This window comes from Caldalkalibacillus salinus (assembly GCF_016745835.1).
GTDB lineage: Bacteria > Bacillota > Bacilli > Caldalkalibacillales > JCM-10596 > Caldalkalibacillus_A > Caldalkalibacillus_A salinus.
Window position 1 is genome coordinate 22050 of the sequence record NZ_JAERVL010000004.1, and the last position, 19114, is coordinate 41163.

Sequence of the window (19114 nt, forward strand, 5' to 3'; positions counted from 1 at the left end):
CATCTTGATCGTTATAAAAAAGTGTGTATAAGAGAAAGGAATGGATCCATTTGAAATTAATCGCACAATATATGGGGCATGATGATGAACTTTACAATTTTTTATATCAAAGTCACGATTTAAGTGTGCACCGTATTGATAGTCTAGATGATCAGGTCCATGGGGACATCCTTATCGTTTGTGATCAAGTTTTACATTACAATGATTTGCACGTATTAGCTAAATATACGCATCAAAAAAAATACTATTTATATCACAAAAATGAAGATGAGCAAACAATATCTCAAATTGAAACGATTTGTGATAGCGCTAATATCACGATGGTGCCCGTAGAAGGTACAGTAGATCAACAAGCGAGGTGCATCATAGATAGTCTAGGACCAAGTGATGCTCAGCGAAGATCCAATGTAGTATGTTGCTTTTCTACCATTGCGAATATAGGGCTTACTTCAACCGTTCTAAGTGTGGCGACTAGTATTCAGTCCGTAGTAGAAGGAAAAATCGGTGTTCTAGGTTTGAATGCTTGGGATGACGGGGTGGATCATCTCCCTTATAAAGGAAAATATCTAAATGAAGTCAAAACCCAACTCACTAATCAACTCTTAACGCCTGAGAGATTGAGAAGCTACTTTCATTATGATGATAAATTAAAATTTCACTACCTAGGTGGAAATCAGAATACCAAGATGGAAAGATTGTTCACGACCCAAGAAATAGATTATCTTATTACTCTGGCTCAGAAAGCGTTTGATCTCGTGATCATCGACGCGGGTAGTCATTTCGATAATGCTAACTTATTAAGAAGCCTTTTAAATTCAGACCTAAAGCTACTCATTGTCAATCAACAGAGAAAAGCGATTAAAAAGTTTGAGCAACAGTTCCAACATGTCATCAGTCCGCTAGGGTATACCAAAACGGATTTTTTGTTAATCCTTAACGCTTATGTTGATGACCCAGGCCTGCCGAGTGAGAAAGATATATACACTGATTTGGGAATACCATATTTGACATCTGTACCGAGCTTAAACCATATCGGGATAAGCTCAGAGACACATCAGAAATTACTCTATTTTTACGAGAATTCAATGTATCAAGAGGCGATTGATCATATTGCAAGGGGTATTATTGGAAGAACCAGACTTAAGGTAAAGCAAACGGTGACTCATACAAAACCGCGCCGTCGATGGCAGATATTAACGAGACTTGGAGTGTAAATATGACATTACAGGATAAATCAAATGAGTCTGTTTTTGATTTAAATGCGTATCTAAATGAGCATGCTGTCACAGTTGAGCATCATGTAAGTACAAAGGATAAGACGTTCAATTTTGAGCAAGTATGGAGAAAAGTGAAGCAATATATTGATCAACTTTATGATTCTAAAAAGGTGTCCACGCAAGAAAAAGAACAACGCCTACACTTAGAGTATCAAGCTATGATAGGTCATACAGCATCCGAAAAGTATCTCATCGACGAGATAGAAAGCTATCTTAGAGAACAACACTTGTTACATGTAGGATATCCTGCTTTTTATCATTCTCTTGCAGAAGCTTGTTTTCATGAAATATACGGCTTTGGTAGCTTTGCCAAATGGCAGGCATTCCCCCATTCGACAGACGGCATTATCCAAGGTAAGGACATCTGGTTCAACATTAACGGCAAATTCATACGCCAAAAGGAAACGTTACGAGATGAAGCGCATGTGTGGGAAATTATCCGTACGTTACAGCTAAGAGTCCGCGGACTTCGTATCAACGAAAACCAACCTGAAGCTGAATTTGATCGTGAAGATGGTACACGAATAAAGGTGGTCGTTCCTCCACGATCCTATAAACCTACCATCATATTTCGTCGCTTTATCATCAATCAATATTCCTTTCAGGAACAAGCAGAACGAGGTACGATTGCGACAGACGATGTGCCCCTATTTGAAAACCTAGCAAAATTACAGCTAAACACAATCATTTCAGGGAAGGTGCAGTCAGGTAAATCAACATTCCTCAAGACATTCTATTCTGCAAGAGACCCGAATCTTGTGGCTGTACTTATTGAGTCTTCGCCTGAAAGTTATCTCAAAAGAGATTTCCCTGAACGCCTTGTTCATGACTTTTACACAAGCGATGGTAACATCCATCAAGTCATACGCGATGTTTTGCGTACTCCCCATGACTACATTATTGCGCAGGAAGTCAGGGGAATTGAGGCAGAAGGTGCCATTGCCGGAACTGAAAGAGGGACAAGAGGTTTACTCATGACCTATCATATTACAAATCCTAAAAATGTACCGAGGCAACTAGCAAAGCATATAACGGACGCTTTTCCTGCTCGAATTGAACATCATGAGATGACGAGAATAGCGGAGCAGTTAGATATTGGTATTACAATGACCACCCTGTCTAACAATGAGAAGCGGGTGACGTCTGTTTACGAAATTTGCTATGACGATGAAACGGAACAAGCTTGGATTAATACATTTATCCATTACAATGAGGAACTTGATACTTGGTTTTATAATGCTAATATTTCAGAGAGCTTACAAGAAAAAATGAGAGCGTATCATCCACGACGAGCTCAAGCGTTCATTCGACATCTGCGAGATAGGGCAAGCGCGAATCCTTACCATAACAAGACGATATTGAAATGTTATTAGGGGGTTTATATGTGGAGTGTAATTCTGGAGCTAAGCTTCAAAGTACTAGGTTACTCAATGATCATATACGGTTTATGGCGCTGCATAACGCCGTTAGTTAGACCACTTCTAGCTGAGCGTTCGTTAAAGGTCAGCAGACGAAGGCTACGAACGCATAACGAAGTAGAGAGTGCCAAGCGACTAAAACAAAACTCTTCATACATCATTCAGCATTTAGAGATGGTCTACAATTCCCTAAATAAAGAGGACCGACCACAAGCCGTGACACAGTTCATTTTCTTAACACTAGTCCTATTCTCTGTTTCTACAATATTACTGACAATGGCTTTACAAGATATTATTTTAGGATTGTTTTTAGGGTTACTTATCGGTTCGCTACCTTATACGACAGCAAGGATAAGGTTGAGTGGACTTCGAGCAAGAAATTCAATCACATTTTTAAATATCTTTCATATTATTTTATCTCATTATCAAAGCACTGGAAAAGACATCTACTTTACGTTGGTCAACACGTTACAACAGGTCCAAGATCCAGATATGAAACAAACTTTAATTAAGCTGGTTAATGCGATGCAAGTTCAAAAATCACCTAGAGAATTTGATCGTGCTGTGCAAGTGTTTATCTACTCTATCGATAGTCAGTTTGCGAAACGTTTTGGCAAATTAGTTTTAAAAGCGCATATCTCAAGAGCTGATATATTCCAATCGTTGGTCCATTTAGATCAAGACATAAGAAAGAGAAAAGTAGATATTGAGGAAGAAACAACGCGAAACCAAGATACGGTTTGGCAAGGGTATTTTTCAATGTTTGCCTTACCATTGGCCATTTTCTTCTCTTACCAGATGTCTGGTGTGCTTAATTATTGGTATTTTTTCACACAAAAGACGACGTTATCGTTATTTATTTTATGTTTGGTATTAAGCGGCCTGTCCACACTTATGGCCAGTGCAATGCGAAAGCCAAAAGCAGATATCTAAACGGTCATGAACAAATACACTTTGCACTAGAATCGAATGGAGGTGTCTTATGGAGTGGATACCTATTACAACCTATATTATTTATAGCACTGTGGTACTCGTAGCCACACTAAAAATGTATCAATTTTTAACGACAGAAACAGAGCGCAAACGTTACCGTACAAAGATTCAGCGAGTGGTTGATGAGCGTAAATATGAAATGATAAAAAAAGCTGAACAGACATCATTAGAAAAGAAGCTAAAACGAGCGGGTGTCCCTAGTATTATAAATGCATTTCGTTTCCAGGTGTGTAGGTGGACGGTGATCAGCACCCTTTGTGTTTATTATGTCATCCTACCGTCGATTGACCAGCATAGTGTCCCAATGTCTTCTCTGCTAGGCGTTGTGACGCTGCTTATTCTGAGTAGTCCAAGCTTACGTTTTTCACTAACGAATTATTTATTAGATCAACTTAGGTTATTTAGGGAACGTAAAAAGCATCAAGAATTATTCACCCTGTTTGACATGCTTCAAGCAGAACTCACAAGTTTAACAGAGGGACAGGAAATCAATGTATATAACCTTATACGCGAAAGTGTCCCATACTTTCAGTATATTAACCATGCTTTGTTAAAGTTTCTTTATACCTGGAAATACGACCCTCGCCTGGCTAAGACACAGTTTTCAACTGAAGTAGGAGGTGAAGATGCAGAAACACTCAGTAATATCTTGTATAAAATTGATGATACGTCCAAGGAGGACGCCATACAAATTTTAAAGGGCGCTTCTAAAGTGTTCTCAGTTTCCTATTTTGAAGGGGGGAATCGAAAGAAGGAAAAACGTTTTATTCTTATAGATACCTTTTTCTTTTGTGTAAACTTACTGACGATTGCATGGCTATTACTGATGATTGTGACGATGTTTACCGATCTATTAGAAACGACTAATTTGTAAATTTATAAAAATAAGAGCTAAACTAGGAGGAATAAACGATGAGATTAGCAATTAAAGAATGGTTGTTACTAGGAATAGGCGTCTTAGTTATTAGTACATTAGTGTTCAATACAATGTATGATACTGTGACGGATAAAGCGAATGAAATGGACAGTACGATTAACTCTACGAACCTACCAGAACAGGGGAGCGAAGGATAGCGTTATTATTGTTTTTATCGACATAGTAGTCCAAGATTTTGAAATGTTCATTTATAAGGGTGTGTGAGTGACGTGAGAATAACACTGTTTGAATGGCTACTTCTTCCGTTCGTGCTTTGGGGTGTTTTTCAAGGCGCGTTGTATTACCATGCAAACCAGGTGGAGGAGGCCATACATATTGCAATGTATGAAGGCTCAAAGAAAGCTGCTGTTCAAGGGCAATTCACAGACGATATATATCAGGACATGCTGCAATATCTCGAGCGCATCCATCACTTTGATCCGAGTAAGGTAGACATTAAAGGAACAGAGACAATCACGGAGAGAGGAGAATATTTACATTTAGAAATGAGTGTACCGAAGCCTCGAATGCACGTTTTGCCACTCTTTAAGGTTCAATCTCATCATCTATTTCACTTTGAGAAATATATGATGAGTGAATATATTTCGGAGTGGGGGCAGTCATGAGGGAAACCATTAGAGTTTGGATCATTGTAACCTTCTCTATCCTTGTGTGGGTGTTACAGTTTAATCTCATTACAGATATTAAGGCGAGCCGCTACTTAAAAGAAGAAGTAGAGATTGCCCTTCATGATGCTGGACTTCAATTAGATGAGTACGCATTAGCGCAAGGGGATGTTATTTATCACCAACAGCGGGCTTATGACGCGTTCGTCAATAGTCTTGAAAAAAATACAAAACTGAATTACCTAGAGCCAAGTGCTCTATCATTTTATGAGGATTCTTTTGAGGTCGTCGTCTTCGACATACTAGATGAAAGCAATACGAGATTTCCTGTTGAATATGAACATCCAGATTATTTTCTATCCCGAATCTATGAAGGTCCCACCATTATTGCCGTTGTAGAAACTTATGGGCCGCGGTATTTCAACGGTGTGAAACAGAAAATTAGAAGAGGAGCTTCTTACACGTATTATCACTAAATTTAAGAGGTTCTATGATGAAGAGACAGCCACTCATCCAATAGATTAACCGATATAGACTTTGACTAATACGAACACGATGTGCCCCCCTTAACGAAATAAAAAAGGAGGGGTGCCCCTCCTTTTTTGAGTATCAATTGGTTGTCTCTTAAGTATAGTTATTATGATTCATTAGAAATTTTGTCTCTAAACGGATTTCCTTTACTCGTTTTCTCACCTTGATTTTGACTTTGGTTTTCTTTTTTGTACGAGTTATTTTTTAGGTACTGATCAATTTCGGATTGTGTGTTATTTTTAGGTTTCTGCTGGTTACTGCTGTCCTGTTTAGTATACATGCTCTTCTGATAGTAATCGGGGATATCCTTCTTTTTCTCTTGGGATGGTTCTTGTTGTGATGCTTGATCTGAACTTTTTGCCCCACTATTATTTTTCATGAAGTTCTTACGGAAATCGTTGTTGCTTTTCTTGTTTGTGTCTTCGGCTTGCTGAGGTGTTTTTTCAGCACCTTCAGCTTCTTTTTTCTCATTATGCGTTGATGCGACGTTTTTATTTGTAGACTCATCACTGACATCGTCTTTTTTCACATCATCATTTTTTTTGAGAAAGCTTTTACGGAAGTCATTATTACTTTTGTTTGGAACTTCTTGAGCTTCCTCTTCACTCGCTTTTGCTTCTTTTTCCGTATGCTCATCTTTTGTGGGTGCAGCTTCTTTGGATTGTTCTTCTTTAACTAGTTTTTCGGCTTTAGGATTTTTTTTCAAGAAATCATCGCTGAATTTGTTTTTTGAGCTTTTAGTGTCTTTAGTATCCTCTTCATCGAAGACAGGCACCTTTTTGACAACGGTACCTTCTGTAAATTCGTCAATGGTGAGTAACCCTCTGTTGTCAATGAAATGATACTTTGTGTCAACGTTTTTCACGTGTTGTAAAGCTTTATGTATAGAAGAATCATAATCATAATTTACAATAATCATTCTTGTATCTTCTTCAAACTCAGACTGATAGAAGGCAGATTTCCAAACAATATCTCGGTCTTCCTTGCTTACATGAAGTTTAATTAAGGTGAGGGTCCCCTCACTATCTCTTGCGACTAAATCAATGATATCGGAATCGACTTCTTTGTGTCTCTCTTCAACCTCCAATCCCTCTTCAATGAAGTCGGGACATTCTATAATGAATTCTTCTAAAAGTCTTTTACTTTCAAAAATATATTTAGACAAAAACTTGAGGTGACTCTGATTATCTCCTATTGTACGCATGCTCATTCACAACCTTTTTCAAAAATTTTAAAAATAGAAGAACGCTTCGAGGACAGAAGAAATGGACAAGTTTGAATGTCCACAGAAGGTTACAATGTTCTACTCTTTTCTATGTATTTCAACAAATTTTTCAGATTTCCTTTCTTCTTGTCAAAAATTTTTAACCAAGTATTATTAAGTATTTATGAAGGGAAAATGACAGTTTCGTATGTGATTATGTTAAGCACATATCAGATATAAATCAGATTGTAAGTACAAATCAATAAATGATTCGCACAACTCGACATCATTTACGGGGGGCGTCCTTAAATATATATAAAACTTCGTCTGTAAATTCAAACGAACCTAGCCTTTCGCTTATTTTAACGCCCTCTTAGAGTCAGTCAGGTTTGTCATAGTAAAAAAGGCAGCTGCCCCAAAGATAGGTCAGCTGCCACACGTGTTATTTTAATTTTAGTGATCGATGGTAAAACTTTTTTCCAATTCATCCACTAGTGTGCCAACATAAGCAACGGCTTCGTGAATCGGCTCAGGTTGAGACATGTCAACTCCAGCATATTTCATCAGTTCTAACGGCTTCATCGTTCCTCCTGCTTTAAGTACTTCTAACCAGCGATCAATTGCCGGTTGACCCTCACGTTGAAATAATTGTGCGACAGCAGTTGAAGCGGTTAAACCTGCTGAATAAGTATATGGATATAAACCCATGTAGTAATGTGGTTGACGCATCCAAGTCAGACTTGCGCCTTCGTCAATGTCAACCGTGTCGCCCCAAAAATTCTGAAGTAAATCCCGCTTCTGTTCTGATAGGGTGGATGCCGTTATGGGCTGTCCTTCCTCTGCCAATTGATAGACTCTACGTTGTAGCTCGCCTTCGAGTAAATGAGTCACAAAATTATGGTAGTACGTGCCTAAAAATTGAAGAATGACCCATCTTTTCATTCTAGCATCGTCCGTTTGAGAGAGGATATGCTGACCTAACAACAACTCATTCATTGTAGATGGGGCTTCGACAAAGTATCTGGAAGGTCGGGTATTTCCATAACTTTGATGCTGTCCTGCGAGATAGAAGTGTCCCGCATGTCCTAACTCATGTGCTAGGGTGAAGACGCCTCTCATCGTATCTGTCCATGTGACCAAGATGTAGGGGTGCACGCCGTAAGGACTAGAACAGAAGGCACCAGTAGATTTCCCTACATTATCTGCAAGGTCAACCCAACGCTCTTTGAGACCACGTTCCATAATATCGGTGTATTCAGTTCCCATGACCTGTAAGGCCTCTAAAATGGTTGCACTCGCTTCCTCGAAAGTGGTGCTAGGGTTGTATTCAGGGTCTAACGGTGCCTTTAAATCGACGAATGTCATTTTGTCTAAACCTAATACCCTTTGCTTTAATTTAGCGAGTCTACGCATATGGGGAGCAAGCTCTCGTTGTATAATATCTAACTGGTTGTGGTACATTTCCTTACTCACCTGTTGGGGTTGAAGGAGCATATCTGTGACGGACTCATACCCTCGTAATTTAGCGATATTCACTTGTTTTTTAACTTCTGTGGCGTAAGTAGCCGCGATGGTATGTTTGTACTGTTGTAACGTATGTACAAAGGAAGCATAAGCATTTCTACGCAACTCAGTGTCAGGAGAGAATTCATATTTGTCTTCAAACAGCGCAAAAGACATCGGTTGTGATTGCCCACTGGCGTCTCGAATATCATTAAATTGCATATCGGACAGCTTCGCTCTTTGATAAATCATATACGGAGCGTTATGGATTTCACTTAATGATGCCAGGACTTCTTCCGTTTCAGCTGACAGGCGATAGGGCTTTTCTTCTAACATGTCGTTTAGACTTTTTGAGTAAACGTCTAAGCCGTCTTCTTCTGCAATGTACTGTCTTAACGTTTCCTCAGGCATCTCAAGTATCTCTGTACGTATAAATGCGAGTGAGGCGCTTACTGTAGATACGAGCGCTGCCACCCGAGAAGCGTTGGCCTGATTGGTAGGGTTCGTACCATCCTCAGATGAACGCAAGTTGGCATAAGTGGCCACACGCATTAGGCGTATGCTGAGCTTTTCCTCCGCCTCGAGACAATTGAGTAAGGTTTTAGGGTCCTCAGCTAGTCTCCCTTGATATTGTGTGACCATAGGTAAATCTTGTGAAATTTGATTGATTTCACCCTCCCATTCATGTTCGGTTTCAAATAAATCCTGCAGATTCCAAGTCATAGATTCAGGGACTTGATCACGCAATAACCGTTTTTCCATACAAACATCTCCTATCTTTAGTTAATGGGTGCACATTCTTTTGTTAAGAAAGCCAAATATTTCGTAAGGCTAATAATATATTTATTATAAATGGTGTCGCCATTTTCGAATAGTGTTTATTTTTAAAAAAATCCAAAAATGCACGGCTCATTTACATGATCTGACAAAAACCTGATAGGTGCTCTTTTGGGATATTTTTAGTATGATAACATTAGAGTGATGTAAAAATATAAAAGGTTGTAAAAGGGTATGTGTTGAAGATTCAATTAAAAAATAGAACAATACAACGATAAGGGATTGTCATTTGAATATATAACGTTGATACATATAGTAAATACAGGAGGGACAGCATTGAGTCATACAGAAGATCGATGTCTAGAATGTGGACAAGTTCTAGAAGAAAAAACTTATGCCCTATATCGTCAACAAACACCAAAAGGTAAGCATACAAAGGGTACAGACAAAGACGACGCCATTATTGGTTTTTTGTGTAGGATGTGTAGCAAGAAAAGAAAAGTTAAGCCGATAAAGAGTAGAAACGAGTTACATAAACTGAAGGAACTTTTTTAAACACAATCGAAGATTCAAAACAACATGAAAGTTAGCAAATATATTTACCAGGTTTAGTCATCTCAGAACATTGAGGAATAAGGTGAGTGGGGGAGAAAATGAAGTTTGCAGGCGAGGTTTATAAATGTAAGCTCATTGTACTATTGTCTATACTATTACTTTTCTCAAGCGTGCCTAACCATCAAGCATACGCCCAAATAGCTTTAAATAGTAAATACGCGGTGGGTATAGATGCTCAATCGGGTGAAGTGCTGTTTGAGAAAAATGCATTTGAGACTGCTTATCCAGCTAGCATGACAAAAGTGCTCACAGCGATGTTGCTAATGGAGCATGTGGAGGAAGGGGAAGAAATCACCTTTTCAGCGAATGCTGTTAATCAAGTACGCAGTCGCTCACCCCTATACTTCTATGAGGGAGAAACGATTAAAAGAGACGATGCTTTGATGGCATTAATTGTGGTTAGCGCGAATGATGTGGCTACGGCGATTGCTGAACACATTGCAGGTACTGAAGCGTTATTTGGGGACATGATGACGCAAAAAGCCCATGAGTTAGGGGCCACTCAGTCTCAATTTAAAACGCCAAATGGGCTTCATCACCCCGAACATTACACAACAGCGTATGATATGGCACTGATTACGAGAGAGGCAATTAAGAACGACCGTATTTTAGAAGCATTAGGAACTAAGAGTGTAAAAGTGTCAACATCCAGACAATCGATGGTCATTACCAATCCCAGTCGTATACATGATGATCCGGACAGCTTAGGCGGTAAGACCGGATTCACCACTCCAGCAGGAAATACACTGGTGAAGATAGATGAGCGAGATGGAAAAACAGTCATTAATGTCATCATGAAGTCGAATATCGCTTATATATACGATGAAATTAAAAGTATTTCTCAATTTAGTATGAGCCAGCTTGAAAAGGTTCCCGTCATTGATGAAAATAAGTGGACCAAAACAATGATGTTGCATGACAAGCCTGTGTTGGTTGGACCAAAACGCTCAGTCTATCTCAATAGAAAAATTAATACCAACCCTTATACACTTCATTTTAAACAGACGGAAAGTTTTACATTAAACGAGTTAATATTAAACGGTCTTCAAAAAGGGCAAAAAGTAGGTGAACTCACCATTATGAGGGGGGAGGATGCAGTTGAGACTGTAGATGTCATGACGCTCCACCACTCTATATACGAGGAAAAAGAGGAAGAACAATCATACGTTTATGTTTGGTTTATGCTCGCTCTGACTCTATTTGGGACTCCATTTACTTATTTCGGTTCCGTTCAATTAAGAAAAAGGCACCGACTGATGAAAAGAAAGAAAAAGATCAAACAGCCCATCTATGAAATGAATAAATACTAAGGTTAACAACAAACATGTGATAGGAACGGGGCGTGTAACATGGTTAACATTGAAGTAATACGCTCAATAAAATGGATCAATTGTAACTCCTATATTGCATCTATGCTACAGTGGTTGACTGAGGATAACCTTATTCCTGTTGTTCCTGGACAGGAAGCAACCGTCATCGGAATCGGTTATGAAGTTCCTCAGTTTGTCTTAAAAATATGGGACAAAGAAGTCACAACGGACGCTAAGCGTCAATATGAACAGCATCACATATTATTAAATTCAGGCTTGAACGTACCGGAAGTATTAGGGTGGGGCGTGAATCAACTCGGGCATGAAGTATTAGCGATGACCTATCATGGGCGTCCCATTGTCCAACGACCTTGGGAACATACCGAAGCATTCGCTCATGCTTTGGTAAAACTCCACCAGTTATCCGGTCATCCCTGTGCGCTTTTCAAAACCAAATATGATCCACACAATCAAGGCCAAGAGTCTTATTATTCTTATACATCTTTAGTCCATCATTTTTTCCCTTTCATTGAACAGCATCCCGACATCAACAGCCTGGTTGCGGCCATTACAAAAGAACTTCCCCCTCCCATTTTAACAATGACTCATGGAGACTACACATTAGAAAATTTTCTCTATCAACATCAACGGTATACCATTATTGACTGGACAAGTGCACAACTTCAAGATTTTCGTTACGATTTTGCTTGGGCTAGCTTTTTACTGTACTTATATCACGGAAAACAAATATACGAACGTTTTAAGGATATTTACTTACAACATCACTATATCGATACCGTCACTCTTAGCCGCTTTGAAATGTTAGCAGCCCTTCGTTGGCTGTTGTTAGATCGCTTGATATCTTTCCCTGAAAAAGATAAAATCCAGTATGTTTGGGCATTCATCTTTCAGAAGGCCAATCATTCCAAAGACCTACTAAAGAGGTGAGATACTTAGAAATCCTAGGTTTTTTACACCAATAAAATTTAGAATTTTTTATCAAAATAGGACTAAAGGTATAGTTGCTTGACATATACAACCTTTTGTTAAGGTAAGTTTAAACAAACAGAGACTATGTAATCAAAAATGAATCACAGAAGGGAATTCTTCGTGCGATGTCGAAATTAGGAAAGCCAAAAGAAAATAATGGGCATAAGAGTAATAAAGAAGAACTATAGAGTAATAAAGAAGGACTATTTTATCACGAGATAAGAAAATCTTTGCCTATATCAATAGTCCTATAAACGTTTACGGCGAGGAGAACACCTAGTAAAATAGAAAAGATGTAACATAGCCATGCAACTTAATAAAAATGCAGGTTATCCTATTTAGGTCCTAATCATAATATTGATGTATCATAGGAGGTATATATGGACAGGGTATCACTTAGACGCGCGACAGAAGAAGACTTTGATTTCATATGCCAAATACATAAATCGAACTTTTACAGCCTACTTGAAGCTCAGGTCGGTTGGGATGATGAGCTAGAACGTGAGCAGTTGAGCTATATATTTCGTCCAGGAAATGATCTCATAGTGGTGTGGCGTGGAAATGATGTTGGTTATTTGTCCTATGAAGTTGAGAACGATGTCTTACATATTAAACAACTAGAACTTCATCCGGACTATCATCGACAAGGCATAGGATCTCAGGTCATTGTTGGCATGAGGTTTAGCCATGGACTGCCGATGACGTTAGCCGTCGCTAAGAATAACCTAGCAGCCATTTCTTTCTTTGAGCAAGTTGGTTTTGCTTCTGAGTCAGAACGTACCATTACGAAGCAGGGGAAAGAAAGGACTGCGGCGATTTCCCACTTGGTCATGAATATAGCGCAGGTTTAGACGATTTGCTACTTGAGTTGTGGACAAGGAGAAAAGTCCTCGATCAACCATGAAGTCCAAGTCCTATCTTTATAAGGGGGACCAACATGAGAATTCTTGAGACAGCACGTTTGTCTTTAAGAGAGATGACAGAGGAAGACATCCCATACTTATTACAGATTTTTACCGATCCACAAGCGATGGCCTATTATTCATCAACCAAAAATGAAGCTGAGGCCCGCACTTGGGTAAGGTGGGTTCGATCATGTTACGAGAAAAGCGGGATAGGATTGTGGATTGTCGAAGAGACAGAATCGTCACGTTTTATCGGACAAGTGGGGTTAATGCCTCAAGTTATTGCGGGTCGAGATGAGGTTGAAATAGGCTACTCATTGGTAAGACATGAATGGAATAAAGGGTATGCCACAGAAGCGGCTATTGGTTGTCGAGATTATGGATTTCATCACCTGGGCTTAACACGACTCATCTCCATTATTGACCCTCGACATACAAAAAGTAGAAATGTCGCTCTTAAGGTTGGTATGGAATGGGAGAAGCAAATCATCAAATGGGAGAAAAATGTGGACATCTATGCCATCTCAGTATCTAGACAACATGATATTGAACGTTATGGTCCCTTTTGGAAGGAAGATGGTGCTCAAGATATTTTGCAGCTCAAACGCGCACATAAAAATAAGTCTTGGTGAAAACGAGATGCATCCTTTCGCTGTTGAAAGGGTGTTTTATTATGAGGAGGGATTGCTTATGCCACGAGTCAATGATTATCAAGCACGGATAGATGAATCTATTCAAAAGCTTGGGGGGTACTGGAAACCACTTTCTTCACTTGCCCGATTAATAGAGGAATTCGGTGAAGCGTGTGAAGAAATCCTGAATGCAGGAGAAGCGAGTGTCGAATCGTTTATCTCAGAACTCACAGATCTTTATATTATCTCTACGTGTATTGCCAATCAGTACTGTGCCGATTTGGAGGAAGAATACAAACTATTAGGGTATACAAGTCAGACATATGAATTATATCAATCCCTACCTGTTCCTGAAGATCTTCAGCGAGCCACACTAGCCTTATCACCTGCCGTAGGACAGATTGCTCGCATATTAAATCATTATGAAGGGGATAAAAAGAAGAAAAAAACGGAGAAAGAACAACGCGTTGCAGCTGAAATCGCTCACTTCCATCTTAAGCTTTTACAGCTAGCCAAATGTCTCAATACGAACTTATTTACCCAAATAGAAAAAATACTTGAGAAGAACTTATCTAGGGATATAGGACGCTTTGAACTCACCCATGATCCTACGACAGAACCAGCTAGGAAAAGGTTTATTGAACACTTAGAGAAGCAGGAATTATTACAATCTAGGAAAATTTGGGGTGGCTCTCCTTGGCAATTACATCTTCCACTTGAAGATAACATTCAACAGCAACTGCCATTATTCAGACGCTTTATAACCTGTGCCCCCGTAGAAGGGTTAGAAGGGTTGGTCCTAGAAGTTAACATGCCCCCGGAAAAACAACATCTGATTCCAGGAGTATACAGTGAGATCATTGCGGACATTTTATCATATCTTACACAGCAAGACGATTACGTTAGTGTCCCATCAACAATAACACCTTCTGCAATATTAAAAGGTGAGACAGTCTCACTTTATTTAGGGAAGCATGCTGCTGAGGTCGTCTGTTTTGGGGCGCACTTACCACAAGAGGACCCGCGTTACATAGCAAAACAGGGTCAACTTTTCTTATACTTCAAATTAAAATAAAGTAGATAAAGGAGAAGTGATACAATGGGCATAGAAATAGAACGTAAATACCAACTTAATCAATTTCCACAAGAAGAGATTGACAGTGGGCGGATACAAATACTAGCCTCGCAAATCTTTGAGCAAACATACCTCGCCTTGTCAGAAGAGCAGGAGATCAGGGTACGTAAAGCCGTATATGTAGATCAAGAAGAGAAAAGCGTTCAATATACTCATACATTTAAAAAGGGCCATGGCATGGCAAGAGAAGAAATTGAATACAGGATTGATGAAGAGATATATAATCAATTGATGGAGGGGAAAACACCACTAGTGAAGAAGAGAACCGTCGTCGAATATGATAAAATTTCCATGGAAATAGACGAATATAAGGGTTTTGATTTGATCACAGTCGAAGTAGAATTTAACACCGAAGAAGAAGCCCTGGCTTTCGAACCCCCATCTTGGTTTGGTGAAGAAGTGGGCAGTAAAAAAGAGTACCGTAACAAGACTTTATGGAAGTCCTTGCAGACGTCATTTGGATGATACGCATTGAGTCAGTTTTAAGAAATTAAAACTTCAATATACGATTGAATCGTTGATAAAATTAGAGGTGCTGTGTGATGTTGGTCAAAGGGTTGAATCATATTTGTATATCTGTATCGGATTTAGATAGTTCCATTCAATTTTATACTGATGTATTTGAAGCTGAAATATTGGTAAAAGGGAGGTCTCTTGCTTATTTTGACCTCGCTGGGATGTGGCTGGCGCTTAACGAAGAAAAAGATATACCACGAGAAGAAATACGGTCTTCGTATACGCATTTAGCGTTTAGTGTCGACGAAACAGATTTTGACAAGTTACTGCATAAACTACACAAGCTGGAAGTCGAAGTATTAGAAGGAAGAGAAAGGGATGAGCGAGACAAACGATCCATCTACTTTTTGGACCCTGATGGTCACCGATTTGAGTTTCACACTGGTACATTAAGTGATCGTTTGGATTATTATAGGGCAACAAAACCTCATATCACGTTTTTTAAAGAGGCATAATGTCCCAAGTGAGGGGAGGCTCTATAAACGGTGTGGTGTACACACAGTTTATAGGGCTTTTTTTTAGGGCTCTACAATATATGTTGGGGTATACGGAAAATTCAAAAAGCATTAAAAACACGCAAGCTCCTCTATCCTACATACTTGAATTTGGCCAAAACAAGTAGGGGTACTAGATGAACTCAGACATGCGGATGATGGGATGTGCTGGAGGGTTTATCTACCGCCTTTATGAAGGCCTTCTTTCCCTTATGATATCAATAAAAAGAAGGGCCTGAGTAAGAGCGGCCGTAAGCACGTCCCAACATCACATTAAAACGAGTAAAAAGTCTATTTGTTAGCATCAGGGGAGTACGGAGCTTGCGCTTCTTACCCCAACATTTGATGTACCCTTTTTTTAGACTTAATCACTCTTAAGATTTAATGTCATCATAATAAAATGGAACCATGATATATGTTTAAAAGTGAAGCAACTTGTTCCGCAATGTGTTATACTTAATATAAATATAGTATAATATAATATGACCTAATAGAAGGGAGACGATAACATGAAAACCAAGATTGGAATTAATGGGTTTGGTCGTATTGGTCGTATGGTGTTTAGAAAAGCCGTGCTAGACGATGCTATTGACATAATGGCCATCAATGCCAGTTACCCGGCAGAAACGTTAGCTCACTTGATTAAGTATGATAGTGTGCAAGGCTTTTTTGACATAGATATTAAAACGGAGGAAGACGCGCTTATCATTAACGGCAAACGAATAAAGCTTCTTTCCAGCAGAGACCCACTTACCTTAGGATGGGGAGAATTAGGCGTAGACGTTGTGGTTGAAGCGACCGGCAAATTCAAGGATTACGATGGTGCTAAGAAACACCTTAGTAGCGGAGCGAAAAAAGTGATTATTACGGCCCCTGGTAAAGGTGAAGACGCTACGATTGTCATGGGCGTCAATGAAAACACATATCGCCCTGATCAACATCATATTATTTCGAATGCATCATGTACGACGAACTGTTTAGCCCCCGTTGCTAAGGTTTTGGATCATCATTTTGGTATTGTGCAAGGTATGATGACAACGGTTCATGCATACACCAATGACCAGAAGAATCTAGATAATCCTCATAAAGATCTCAGAAGGGCCAGAGCGTGTGCACAATCAATTATTCCAACTTCGACCGGAGCGGCTAAAGCTGTAGGAAAAGTGTTACCTCGTTTAGACGGGAAGCTCAATGGTATGGCTCTGAGAGTTCCCACGCCAAACGTCTCCATTATTGACCTTGTCGTCGATGTTGAAAAGAACGTAACCGTTGAGACTGTTAACCGTGTGTTAGAATTGGAAAGCCAAGGTACACTCCAGGGTATCCTCCAATATATTGAAGACCCACTCGTATCCGTCGACTTTGTAGGGAATGAACATTCATCAATTATTGACGGGGCGAGCACTATGGTACTAGGAAGTCGACAAATAAAAGTCCTAGCTTGGTATGATAACGAATGGGGCTACTCCTGTCGTGTCGTTGACCTTGTAAAATATGTAGGGGACGCTCTTAGCCGTTCACTGTCTTACCAAACCCAAGTAACCGTATAGAGAACAGGTCATAAAAACATAATCATATTGATCGAAGAAATAGACACTTTACCTCAAATGAACACCTTCATGCTATAATGAGAAAAAGAAGTGGCCTAGAGCCTAGGTGAGAAAAACACATGGCCTAAACTTAAAAAATAGTCGCAAGGCAATGAATAGAAACTTAAACATCGGCCCAAGAGAGGTCATGCATGAGGGGGAACATTATGGGGATAAAAGATTTTTTCTCAAACAGAGCGGAGACCCAGGAAATACATCGAGATGAACGGTTACAAACAAGGTACTATAAAGCGAACCTCAAAAAATCGTTGGACGCTGTTGACGATTTATTGAAAGCGGATGCACGTATTAACGTCCTATCCTACTCAGAGGATCATGGCGAAATCACCGCAGAGTTTTTAAAACCTAAAAAAGCATTTATAGTTGTGAGTTGCATTACAGTCTTTCCTTTTAGAACGGCTGTTGATTTTACAGTCACGACTAAAACGACCTTCTTACCTTTCGACGCTGGTTTTAGTAAACGAGAAGTCATCCATTTTTATGAAAAATTGGATCAAAGATTGACGTTTGCTGGTACGGGTCTGTCGGAGAAAAAATAATAAAGACATAAAAACAAAACCCCCAAAGTATCATCATTCACGTCCATTTACACAGAATGATATACAAAATGGGGGTTTAAGCAATATAATCTTTTTTCGAGATGCCTGTTTCTGTATGCTCATCCGGGTGTAAGGTATGAATAGTAATCTCAGGGCGACAGCCTAATCGTAGATTAGCACCCGTTTGTCCAAGTCCTCCACTTATATAGTACTTGCGCTTAGTATCTTCTTGAATGCCACACAAGTATTTCTTTAAGGGTTTTAGTCCCATTTTTAGTGAATGAACGGGTAGGGGGTAGTAGATCTGTCCCGAGTGGAAATGCCCACAAATAAGATAATCAAAGTGATGGGGTAATTGTTTCACGATCAATGGATCATGTGTTAGAATAAACCGCACGCCGACTTCCGGAACTTCAGCGAAAGCTTGTCTAATATTAGAATGACCTGAATAGTGATCGTCTATACCGATGATGTGTACAGGCGTACCGTCAACAGAAAGTGTATGCGCCTCATTTTCCAAAACGTTAACCCCTAACGCTTCCATTCTCTTCTTTAAGTGAGGTAAGTGTTCTGATATGATCCAGTCATGATTTCCCCACACTGCATAAACACCGTATCGAGTAGGAATGTCCAAAATCTCACTCAAAAAGTTCATGAAACGATCTATACTCTGGACGCGATCAAGATAATCACCTGTTAAGGCAATCATATCAATTGTCTCAGATCCTATTAAATCTTTAATTTTCTCCGGTGTCACGCACAGTTTTTCCACATGTAAGTCGGTCAACTGAAGGATATTAAGTGGCTTTGAAAGCTGTTTAGACGGTGATACAGGAACATTAACATGCTTAAGTTCGGGACGATACGTATTCCAGTAAGCTTTTGAAAGAACAGAAACCCCCGCTAATGTCAAGAGAGATGTGAGTAACATAATTAACAACTCCTTTATATGAGTGCGAACTTTCACCTACCGATGACAATAAATGGGTTAGACATCGTAAAAATGCATTTATATTTCACGTTCATCTATATATACATATGTCTATACTTTTTTATATAAATTTTTATATAAGCACTATCTTCTATCATACTAGAAATAACTTTCGTTCTCTATATATAAATT

Annotated in this window: 20 protein-coding genes; 17 read left to right on the plus strand and 3 right to left on the minus strand. The window is 39.3% G+C overall.

From position 1 onward, the window contains the following. Nucleotides 1–50 precede the first annotated feature (50 nt). From JKM87_RS03835 to JKM87_RS03865, 7 genes are all read left to right on the plus strand, one after another. Nucleotides 51–1214: a hypothetical protein gene (locus tag JKM87_RS03835; protein ID WP_202078154.1), complete on the plus strand. Its 1164-nt coding sequence runs from the start codon at nt 51–53 to the stop codon at nt 1212–1214. Continuing rightward, nucleotides 1184–2650: an ATPase, T2SS/T4P/T4SS family gene (locus tag JKM87_RS03840; RefSeq protein WP_236838586.1), complete on the plus strand. Its 1467-nt coding sequence runs from the start codon at nt 1184–1186 to the stop codon at nt 2648–2650. Before JKM87_RS03835 ends, JKM87_RS03840 begins: the two co-directional genes overlap by 31 nt. Before the next feature lie 9 nt (nt 2651–2659). Next, entirely contained in the window at nt 2660–3628 is a 969-nt protein-coding gene (locus tag JKM87_RS03845) for a hypothetical protein (protein WP_202078156.1), read from the plus strand. 49 nt (nt 3629–3677) lie between these two features. Further along, a complete protein-coding gene (locus JKM87_RS03850) occupies nt 3678–4562 on the plus strand; it encodes a hypothetical protein (RefSeq protein WP_202078158.1) in 885 nt (294 codons plus the stop codon). Nucleotides 4563–4600: 38 nt separating this feature from the next. Then, nucleotides 4601–4762, plus strand: a complete 162-nt coding sequence (locus JKM87_RS03855; protein ID WP_202078160.1) for a hypothetical protein — start codon at nt 4601–4603, stop codon at nt 4760–4762. Nucleotides 4763–4834: 72 nt separating this feature from the next. After that, nucleotides 4835–5230 carry a hypothetical protein gene (locus JKM87_RS03860; protein WP_202078162.1) on the plus strand — a complete coding sequence of 132 codons (396 nt, stop codon included), beginning with the start codon at nt 4835–4837 and terminating at the stop codon, nt 5228–5230. Continuing rightward, nucleotides 5227–5706: a hypothetical protein gene (locus JKM87_RS03865; protein WP_202078164.1), complete on the plus strand. Its 480-nt coding sequence runs from the start codon at nt 5227–5229 to the stop codon at nt 5704–5706. Before JKM87_RS03860 ends, JKM87_RS03865 begins: the two co-directional genes overlap by 4 nt. A gap of 161 nt (nt 5707–5867) precedes the next feature. Here the strand turns inward: JKM87_RS03865 and JKM87_RS03870 are convergent, their stop codons facing one another. Then, on the minus strand, nt 5868–6926 hold the full coding sequence (locus JKM87_RS03870; RefSeq protein ID WP_202078166.1) for a PDDEXK family nuclease: 1059 nt from the start codon (nt 6924–6926) through the stop codon (nt 5868–5870). Between the two features lie 492 nt (nt 6927–7418). Further along, nucleotides 7419–9230, minus strand: a complete 1812-nt coding sequence (pepF, locus tag JKM87_RS03875) for an oligoendopeptidase F (RefSeq protein ID WP_202078168.1) — start codon at nt 9228–9230, stop codon at nt 7419–7421. 351 nt (nt 9231–9581) lie between these two features. Here pepF and JKM87_RS03880 point away from each other — a divergent pair, with 351 nt between their 5' ends. The 10 genes from JKM87_RS03880 (at nt 9582) to JKM87_RS03925 (ending at nt 17991) form a co-directional block, all read left to right on the plus strand. Beyond that, nucleotides 9582–9800, plus strand: coding sequence for a hypothetical protein (locus JKM87_RS03880; RefSeq protein ID WP_202078170.1), 219 nt, complete (start codon nt 9582–9584; stop codon nt 9798–9800). Between the two features lie 98 nt (nt 9801–9898). Beyond that, a complete protein-coding gene (locus JKM87_RS03885; RefSeq protein ID WP_202078172.1) occupies nt 9899–11170 on the plus strand; it encodes a D-alanyl-D-alanine carboxypeptidase family protein in 1272 nt (423 codons plus the stop codon). 39 nt (nt 11171–11209) lie between these two features. After that, entirely contained in the window at nt 11210–12118 is a 909-nt protein-coding gene (locus tag JKM87_RS03890) for a phosphotransferase (protein WP_202078175.1), read from the plus strand. A 422-nt stretch (nt 12119–12540) separates the two neighbouring features. Then, nucleotides 12541–13011: a GNAT family N-acetyltransferase gene (locus JKM87_RS03895; protein ID WP_202078176.1), complete on the plus strand. Its 471-nt coding sequence runs from the start codon at nt 12541–12543 to the stop codon at nt 13009–13011. 86 nt (nt 13012–13097) lie between these two features. Further along, complete coding sequence (locus JKM87_RS03900; RefSeq protein WP_202078178.1) at nt 13098–13697, plus strand: GNAT family N-acetyltransferase; 600 nt, start codon at nt 13098–13100, stop codon at nt 13695–13697. 58 nt (nt 13698–13755) lie between these two features. Then, nucleotides 13756–14772 (plus strand): nucleoside triphosphate pyrophosphohydrolase family protein, encoded by a 1017-nt coding sequence (locus tag JKM87_RS03905; protein WP_202078180.1) that lies wholly within the window; start codon nt 13756–13758, stop codon nt 14770–14772. A 24-nt stretch (nt 14773–14796) separates the two neighbouring features. Then, nucleotides 14797–15297: a CYTH domain-containing protein gene (locus tag JKM87_RS03910; RefSeq protein ID WP_202078182.1), complete on the plus strand. Its 501-nt coding sequence runs from the start codon at nt 14797–14799 to the stop codon at nt 15295–15297. Between the two features lie 80 nt (nt 15298–15377). After that, nucleotides 15378–15803: a metallothiol transferase FosB gene (gene fosB / locus JKM87_RS03915; protein ID WP_419761835.1), complete on the plus strand. Its 426-nt coding sequence runs from the start codon at nt 15378–15380 to the stop codon at nt 15801–15803. Nucleotides 15804–16351: 548 nt separating this feature from the next. Beyond that, complete coding sequence (locus tag JKM87_RS03920) at nt 16352–17392, plus strand: glyceraldehyde-3-phosphate dehydrogenase (protein WP_202078184.1); 1041 nt, start codon at nt 16352–16354, stop codon at nt 17390–17392. A 206-nt stretch (nt 17393–17598) separates the two neighbouring features. Beyond that, on the plus strand, nt 17599–17991 hold the full coding sequence (locus tag JKM87_RS03925) for a cytosolic protein (RefSeq protein ID WP_202078186.1): 393 nt from the start codon (nt 17599–17601) through the stop codon (nt 17989–17991). A 76-nt stretch (nt 17992–18067) separates the two neighbouring features. On the opposite strand, the gene JKM87_RS03930 is transcribed toward JKM87_RS03925, so the two are convergent. After that, a complete protein-coding gene (locus JKM87_RS03930; protein ID WP_202078188.1) occupies nt 18068–18922 on the minus strand; it encodes a metallophosphoesterase in 855 nt (284 codons plus the stop codon). Nucleotides 18923–19114: the final 192 nt, after the last annotated feature.

Bases quoted from the DNA above. Each gene is read 5' to 3' on its own strand.
- JKM87_RS03840 (WP_236838586.1), top strand. From the start codon at position 1,184: ATGGCAGATATTAACGAGACTTGGAGTGTAAATATGACATTACAGGAT.
- JKM87_RS03845 (WP_202078156.1), top strand. From the start codon at position 2,660: ATGTGGAGTGTAATTCTGGAGCTAAGCTTCAAAGTACTAGGTTACTCA.
- JKM87_RS03850 (WP_202078158.1), top strand. From the start codon at position 3,678: ATGGAGTGGATACCTATTACAACCTATATTATTTATAGCACTGTGGTA.
- JKM87_RS03855 (WP_202078160.1), top strand. From the start codon at position 4,601: ATGAGATTAGCAATTAAAGAATGGTTGTTACTAGGAATAGGCGTCTTA.
- JKM87_RS03865 (WP_202078164.1), top strand. From the start codon at position 5,227: ATGAGGGAAACCATTAGAGTTTGGATCATTGTAACCTTCTCTATCCTT.
- pepF (WP_202078168.1), bottom strand. From the start codon at position 9,230: ATGGAAAAACGGTTATTGCGTGATCAAGTCCCTGAATCTATGACTTGG.
- JKM87_RS03885 (WP_202078172.1), top strand. From the start codon at position 9,899: ATGAAGTTTGCAGGCGAGGTTTATAAATGTAAGCTCATTGTACTATTG.
- JKM87_RS03890 (WP_202078175.1), top strand. From the start codon at position 11,210: ATGGTTAACATTGAAGTAATACGCTCAATAAAATGGATCAATTGTAAC.
- JKM87_RS03895 (WP_202078176.1), top strand. From the start codon at position 12,541: ATGGACAGGGTATCACTTAGACGCGCGACAGAAGAAGACTTTGATTTC.
- JKM87_RS03900 (WP_202078178.1), top strand. From the start codon at position 13,098: ATGAGAATTCTTGAGACAGCACGTTTGTCTTTAAGAGAGATGACAGAG.
- JKM87_RS03905 (WP_202078180.1), top strand. From the start codon at position 13,756: ATGCCACGAGTCAATGATTATCAAGCACGGATAGATGAATCTATTCAA.
- JKM87_RS03910 (WP_202078182.1), top strand. From the start codon at position 14,797: ATGGGCATAGAAATAGAACGTAAATACCAACTTAATCAATTTCCACAA.
- JKM87_RS03920 (WP_202078184.1), top strand. From the start codon at position 16,352: ATGAAAACCAAGATTGGAATTAATGGGTTTGGTCGTATTGGTCGTATG.
- JKM87_RS03925 (WP_202078186.1), top strand. From the start codon at position 17,599: ATGGGGATAAAAGATTTTTTCTCAAACAGAGCGGAGACCCAGGAAATA.
- JKM87_RS03930 (WP_202078188.1), bottom strand. From the start codon at position 18,922: ATGTTACTCACATCTCTCTTGACATTAGCGGGGGTTTCTGTTCTTTCA.